The sequence below is a fragment of the bacterium genome (assembly GCA_029210545.1).
Lineage (GTDB): Bacteria > BMS3Abin14 > BMS3Abin14 > BMS3Abin14 > BMS3Abin14 > JARGFV01.
Genome location: JARGFV010000117.1, coordinates 1 through 7,455 on the forward strand (window position 1 = coordinate 1; position 7,455 = coordinate 7,455).

The window sequence follows — 7,455 nt, forward strand, 5'->3', positions numbered from 1 at the left end:
CATTGATTTGTAAGGAAAGGGAAAACGACGCTTTTCCCTTTCCGTGGAGCGAAAAGTCCCGGATTGGACTTTTTGCGGGTTCCTGGAAACTTTTTACGAGGTTTCCCGGTATCGGTTCAGGATGAGAGGGGCCGCTATTTTGAAAAAGCTGGGGAGGGGGCAGAAATGAGAGATGTGAAGGGAGCCGAAAAGGAACCCGGAAAGAGAATTCCGGGTATCGACAGGGCCGTCTGGAAAACAGTTTTGGACCGGCTGACTGCCTCGGCCCTTGCTGTCGCTTTCGCCATGGGACTCGTTTTCGCTACGCCGGTCACCGGCGCCGCTTTCAGGAATCTCACCAAGGGCGGACCTGTCCCCGACTTCACCCTGAAGGATCTCGAGGGGATGGACCGCACCCTGTCCGCCGAAAAAGGCAAGGTCGTTGTCCTCGGGTTTGTCAAACCGGACCAGGATCGCTCCATAAAGGTGCTCAACGCCCTCGAAGAAGTGAGCGGCACCCTGCTAAACGACGGGGTGACAGTGTGGGTCGTGTCGGCGAAGGCCGAGGACCCGGCGGCTATCAAGACTCTCGTGGAAAAGATGAGCCTCCAATACCCCATTCTCGTGGACGAAGATCAGAAACTGTACGGCGAGTATGGGCTGTTCACTTTCCCTGTCACCGCGATCATCGACCAGGAGGGCAGCTTCGTCTTCGATTACTCCTCCTACAGCGGCGATTACACCGAAACGATTGTCAACGAGGCGCGGATGCTCCTCGGGTTGATCAGCCGGGAGGAACTGGAAAAGAGCAGTGAGAAAACCGAGATCGTGGAAAAGAGCAAGGAGGAAAAGGAAGCCGACCGCGCCCTGCAGATGGGGAAAGTTCTCCTTGAAAGAGGGTTCGGGACCAAGGCGCTGCCCAAATTCGAGCAGGCTCTTGCGCTGAACCCGTCCCTGGTCGAGGGAAGGCTCCTTTCCGGCGAGATCTACCTCAAAGAGGAACAGTACGACAAGGCCCGTGAACAGTTCGAGAAGGTCTTCGAGGTCGAGGCCAGCTCCAACGAGGCCCGGATCGGCATGGCTTCCGTCTTCATTGCCGAGGGGAAATTCGATGAAGCCGAGGAGCAGCTTCAGAAGGCAATCGCTCTTAACCCCGATCCCACCCTGGCTCTATACCGCCTCGGGCAGATCTACGAGAAGAAGAGTGATGTGCAAAAAGCCATGGAAACCTACCGCAACGCGCTGGAGCGCGTATTGAAGAAATCGGGGAAATAGGGATGACCTGGACTGTATCAGAAAAGATCACCACTGTGTTAATAGCGTTTGCCATCAGCCTTGTACCGGGAAGGGTCTTCGCCGGGGCCGAGTTCAGGATCCTGGCTCCGGCCGAGGAATCGTTCGTCGGCATGGAGGAAGTTCTCATCATCGGGAAGGTCGATGGTTTCAGCGAAGCCAAGATGGTGGAAATTACCGATAACGGCAAGACCCTCGGGTTTGCCCCCCTCCAGAAAAACAGCTTCGTTTTCCGGTGGAAACTGGGCGAAGGCCGCCATGAGGTCGTTCTGACTGCTCCGGATATTGATCGCAAGGCCATCAAGGTGTTCGTCGGCAAGCAGAAGGGGTACCGCTACCACATCGAGACCGGAGAGGGTACCTGCGGCGAGTGTCATGCCGGCGCGGCGAAGCACGATTACGCTGTACCTCCCATGCAGGAAGAGATCTGTTCCAAGTGCCACGACGCCAAGGGAACGAAGGAGTTTGTCCATGGACCGGTTGCGGCTGCATCCTGCTCCCCGTGCCACGATCCGCACGGTTCCCGGTTCGCCGGCTTTCTCGTGGCAACGGGAAAGGACCTGTGCCTTGTCTGCCACAGCCAGAACCTGAGCAAGAAGCATATCGAGGAAAGACAGAACGCCGACTGTGTGAAATGTCACGATCCCCACAGCTCGGATAAAAACTATCATCTGCGCTAGGAGCCTGTCGGAGAACCCCATGCAGGCTCCTGGATATAGTTTTTCGGAAGTAGCATTTAGACCGAAAAGAACAAATATATGGCACATTTGGTAATTCACCGGAGTTATTTACCGGTTTAATGCTCTTGTTTTCAAGAAAAGACCCAAAAAAGGGCTTTCCGAAAAACTTATAGCAGCGTGTCAAGAGGTTTTCCGACACGCTGCTAGCGGGTGAACCGCAGGTGGTCCACCGGGCAACCCGCCAATACCGGCGCGAGCCGTACCGGGGCTGCCCACGGCGTGGCCGCCTTGCCGCAAGGTCCGGAAGAATTTCCGGCAAGGTTGTTCCTGGAAAGACAATAACAAAATAGAGGCCTGCCACGGTTTCCCCCCCCTGGGACCGGTTCAGAACAAGGCGGATCCGGTCGCCGGAAAACCCCCAGCAAGAGGTGCGCCCATGCGAAGAAACGAGTATCGATTCATCGTCCGCCGCAGCCTGATGGCTGTGTTCCTTCTGATTCTCATGACCTTTTCGGTCACGGGCGCGGCAGCTGCCTTCAAGAATATAAAGGTCGGTGACCAGGGACTGCCGGTCCAGCTCAACGATCTCGATGGGCAGGAGCACTCCCTGGCCCGGTACAAGGATGCCGGCGCGGTTCTTATGCTTTTCTGGGCGACCTGGAGCCAGAAGTCCATCCTCGAGCTTGAAGATCTCCAGAAATTTCATGAACAGTACGGCGACAAGGGCCTTCAGGTGCTGGCCATCAACGTGGAGAACCAGGATATCGATGATGAGGACCTGCGTCAGATCCGGGCAGTCATCGAGGAACACGGGATCGGGTTCCCGGTGCTCATCGACTACGGCTTGAAGACTTACAACGAATGGGGTGTCATCGCCACACCCACGGCCGCCATCGTGGACGGTGACGGTACGGTTTCATATGATCTTTCCAGCTATCCCACAAGTGCCTGCCAGGATATGGACGAGGCGATCCAGAAAGCCCTCGGACTGTGGGTGGAGGAGGTCGTGGCCGAGGATTCCGGACCGTCCTATAAGGCCACGAAGCTGGCGCTCCTGCACCTGGGCCTCGGCAAGCGTCATGCCGAGAAAGGGTTTATGACCAAGGCGCTTCCCGAGTTCGAGAAGGCGGCGGTGGCCGATTCCGGGTGGGCCGACCCCAACATCTACCTGGGGTTTGTCCACCTCCGGGAAGGGGATAACGACAAGGCGAAGGAGAGCCTGGAACGGGCGGCAAGATTGGATCCGGGGCGGGAGGAGACCACCCTCCTCACCGGCTACCTCCTGGTATCGGGGGAAAAGGTTGACGAGGCGATCGCTTTATTGCAAGGTGGTGAGCCTCTGGTTTCGCAGGCTCCCGATCCGTCAGACCCTGCAAAACCAGAGGCTGATATTTCACCTGCCGATGTTGAACCGGTGAAATCCAGTGATGAAGGCTCGCCGGTTGCGGAAGTTGGGCCGCCCGATGAAACGGCTTCCGGAGGGAAACCCGCAAGACTGATCGACCTTTCCGAAGTCCTGGCCCTGCAGGCTGACGGGAAGGCCTCGGAGGCCGCTTCCGCCCTCGAACAGCTCCTGACTGCAAGGCTCGGGGAACTCGGTTTCACCATGGAGAAGAAAAAGAAGGTGGACGCCATGGAAAAGATGAGGCTCATGATGCAGAAGAAACAGCAGGGGCAGTAGGATGAGATATCTAAGGTACGGCATAAAGCTGCTCCTGGTCCTCGCCGGCGCGGCGGCCCTGTACGCGGGAGTCGTCCAGGGAGAATGGGGCGAGACCATGTTCAACGCCACCCTCCTCTGACTGTCCTGCATCGGGGTCGGGTGACCCTGTAGTCAGGGACGTCGGAAGATCGGTCTGTCCCCCGGGAAAGGGAGAGGGGGCGAAAAGGAGAGTGGGGGAACCGCGATCCCTGCTGCTCTTTGGCGTCCTTCCGGACATCACACTGTAGGCGTGATGAGCCGGAATCCAGAATAAAAGCCTTAACGCGATAGAGTTGCGCAGAGGCGGCTCACTGGGAGGCCGCGTGGACCGCAGGGTTACGCAGTTAAGAGCTTTCCAATCCTTGACTGCTTGGTTTAACCGCGGCCCCCTGCGGCAGCGCCTGAAAGACGGCGCTATCGGCGGCCCTATGCGTTACAGCTTTTAAACATCTCAAAACAGGAGGCCTCTAGCCCTTGCATAGGCTGCTGTTCAGACGCATCATCCAGTCATCCCTCGGGTTGGGCATCACCAACGGCTACCTCAAGGGGTTCATCCCTCCCGGGACCCTCTGGCAGGGCCAGTCCAGGGGGCTCTGTGTTCCGGCCCTCAACTGCTACGCCTGCCCGGGATCGATCTTCGCCTGTCCCATCGGCACCCTCCAGCACTTCGTCATCATCCGTGCCGTCCCCATGTATTTCGCCGGATTATTTATCACCTTCTGCATGGCCATAGGGCGGATGGCCTGCGGCACGATATGTCCTTTCGGGTACCTGCAGGAGATCCTTTACAAGTTTCGCTCCTCCAAGCTGCGGATACCCGGCTGGATGACCTATATCAAGTACGCTGTCCTGGCCGGGCTCGTGTTCGCCATCCCCTTCTACACACTCCAGCCCTGGTTCTCCAAGCTCTGTCCAGTGGGCACTCTCATCGGCGGCCTGCCCTGGGTGACCGTCAACCAGGAGATCCGCCTCATGATCCACGAGCTTTTCTGGGTCAAGATCGCCATCCTCATCACGGTGGTCTCTTTCTCAGCGCTTTCCAAGCGCCCCTTCTGCCGGGTGATCTGCCCTCTCGGAGCCATTTTCAGCCTCTTTAACCGCGTCAGCGTCCTGAGGCTTTCGTGGAATGAGTCCGAATGTTTCCACTGCGACAAATGCACCAGGATCTGTCCCATGGACATCTCGGTTTACAAGGACGCCAACAACCACAACTGCATCCGGTGCCTGGACTGCTCCCAGTGCCCGGCTGTTTCGGTGGTGGTGGGACCGGGCAAGCTCCGGGAACCGGTTACAGAACCTGCAGCGGACGTTGCCTGATTCTGGACTGACTGATGCCTGGGATCTCGCTCCTGCGCCTCCTCAATGCCTGCAGCCCTGAAAGCTTCCGCCACCGGGAAAACCCCTTCAATTTGTGTAATATTTTCGGATCCTTTCTCGCCGGGGTCCTCGTTCTCATTTCTGTGATCACCCTGACTGTCGATCCATCCCCGGCTGCCGCCCAGTGCGAGGTCATCTTCCCCCTGGACAAGACTTCTGTGGACCTCGGCACCACAACGGTCTTCGGCCTGGTCTGTGAACCGGACCATATGCCCAGGATCACCCTGAACCGGGGGGGGATCATACCCCGGCTGTACCCCAACGGGACCTTTCGCCAGTCCATGGTCCTCAAGCGGGGCGTCAATATCCTCAAGGTGGACAACCGGCGCTACTTTCTCTCCTTCGACCCCCCCGGGGAGAAGCCGGCCAAGGGGTATATAAGGAGAGCCATCCACGTGCCGGTGGAAGAGGATTGCGGGAACTGCCACGATTTTTCGGTGCCCGGGAAGACGGAGCTCCTCGCCAAAGGGAAGAAACTTTGCCTGGAGTGTCACGACGACCCTGCCGAGGGGTTGTCCCACCTCCACGGGGCCCTGGAAGAGGGGTGCACGGCGTGCCATGATCCCCACGTCTGGGATGAGGGGAGCCCGCTTGAAAAGAGCGTTCCCGAGCTATGCTACGGCTGCCACGACACGGTGACGGCGGGCAAACACGTCCACGATCCGGCGGCTGAGGGGGAGTGCGGCTCTTGCCACGATCCCCACGGTTCCAACAACCCGGGGCTGCTCGTCGCCGCTGCAAATGACCTGTGCCTGAAGTGCCACGACGATCCGGTGGCCGGACGGAAGAATGTTCACCAGGCGCTGGAGGAAGGGTGCCTGGGCTGTCACACTCCCCACTCGTCCGGATCTTCCAAACTCACCGTAGCTGCCGGTACCGGCCTGTGCCTCCGTTGCCACGACGACCCGGTGGCGGGAAAAGCCGTGACCCACGAAGCCCTGGGGGAGGGGTGCACGGCGTGCCACGATCCCCACGCATCCTCCGGGGGCAAACTGCTGGCCGGGGAGCAGGCCGCGGTGTGCGGGGAATGCCACGACGACATCCTGCCCGATGGGCCGGGTGTCCGCGGCCACTCGCCCATCTCCGACGACGGTGAATGCACGCCTTGCCACGATCCCCATGCGTCGGGATCGAGGGGGCTTCTTCTTCAAAAGACCCCGGCCCTTTGCTACGAGTGCCACGACGTCGTCTCCGCCGGGGCGGGGGCCAGGGGGGTCGTTCACTCGCCGGTGGAGGAGGGGAGGTGCACCGACTGCCACAACCCCCACGGCGGCCCGTCCGCGCTGTTCGTGGCAAAAGAGCTGTGCGCCGAATGCCACGATCCTTTCAAGGCGCCGGACAAGGGCAGCATCCACGATCCGGTGTCCGGCGGCGAGTGCGGCGAGTGCCATGCGGCCCACGCTTCACAGCACCCCTCCCTGCTGAAGGCCGAGGGGACGGCGCTCTGCTACACTTGTCACGATAAGTTTGAAGGAGAGATGATCCACTCCCCAATAGCCGACGACGATTCGTGTACCAAATGCCACGACCCCCACGCGGGCAGCGACAAACACCTTCTGCCCAAATCCGGCATGGCCCTTTGCCTGGAGTGCCACGCCAACCCGGCCAACCCCTACAACCCTGACAACAAGATCATTCACTCCCCCATAGGAGACGACAAGGAATGCACCCCGTGCCACTCTCCCCACGCCGGTGAGAAAAACATGCTGGTAGAGCGTCAGCCGGCCCTCTGCTACCAGTGCCACGACAACATGACCCTTAAAAGGGACGGCAGGGAGTACGCGTACATCCACGGCCCGGTCAACTTCGGAGGGTGCACCGGCTGCCACGGCCCCCATGCGGCCAGGGAGCGTTTCCTCCTCGGTGAAAAGGGGAGCAATGTCTGCCTGGCCTGCCACGACAATCCTTCCGTTGACAAGGAGGGCAAACCCTGGGTATCCAGACATCCGCCGGTGGAGGAAAACTGTGCTCTGTGCCATACTCCCCACGCCTCGGACTTCAAGGGGATCATGAAAAAAGCTGTTTTTGACCTTTGTTTTTCCTGTCATCAGGAACATCCAGCTCATAGTCTTGATGCCGGCAGAGTTTTGTCTGGACAGACCAGAACTGCCCACCTGCCGAAGGGTCTTGCGGTTACCCGCGATGAGATGATGGTCTGCACGGCATGCCACGTTCCCCACGGCGGATCCCATGCCCCGCTGTTTCCCGAGGAACGGATGCAGGTGTGCGCCAGGTGCCACGGTTGAGGGTGGGCGCATGGGAGCGTGGGCGAGGGGGTAGAGCAGACACGGAGACACGGAGACACGGGGATGTGCGCGTGGGCGCAGGGAGCGCCACCTTAAAAGCCGTTTCACCACAGAGCCACAGAGGGCACTGAGAAAGGCGGATAACCTGTGTTAAGGCTCGGGCGTGTGCCGCCAATGC

General features: G+C 59.5%; 5 protein-coding genes. All 5 read left to right on the forward strand.

The genetic code is table 11. From position 1 onward, the window contains the following. Positions 1-165 precede the first annotated feature (165 nt). The 5 genes from P1S46_10495 to P1S46_10515 all read left to right on the forward strand — a co-directional run bounded on the left by P1S46_10495 (position 166) and on the right by P1S46_10515 (position 7,277). Positions 166-1,254, forward strand: a complete 1,089-nt coding sequence (locus P1S46_10495; protein ID MDF1536908.1) for a tetratricopeptide repeat protein — start codon at positions 166-168, stop codon at positions 1,252-1,254. A gap of 2 nt (positions 1,255-1,256) precedes the next feature. Further along, positions 1,257-1,952 (forward strand): cytochrome c3 family protein, encoded by a 696-nt coding sequence (locus P1S46_10500; GenBank protein MDF1536909.1) that lies wholly within the window; start codon positions 1,257-1,259, stop codon positions 1,950-1,952. Positions 1,953-2,388: 436 nt separating this feature from the next. Next, positions 2,389-3,633, forward strand: coding sequence for a redoxin domain-containing protein (locus tag P1S46_10505; protein MDF1536910.1), 1,245 nt, complete (start codon positions 2,389-2,391; stop codon positions 3,631-3,633). Positions 3,634-4,128: 495 nt separating this feature from the next. Then, a complete protein-coding gene (locus P1S46_10510) occupies positions 4,129-4,971 on the forward strand; it encodes a 4Fe-4S binding protein (GenBank protein ID MDF1536911.1) in 843 nt (280 codons plus the stop codon). Between the two features lie 14 nt (positions 4,972-4,985). After that, positions 4,986-7,277 carry a cytochrome c3 family protein gene (locus tag P1S46_10515; protein MDF1536912.1) on the forward strand — a complete coding sequence of 764 codons (2,292 nt, stop codon included), beginning with the start codon at positions 4,986-4,988 and terminating at the stop codon, positions 7,275-7,277. Positions 7,278-7,455: the final 178 nt, after the last annotated feature.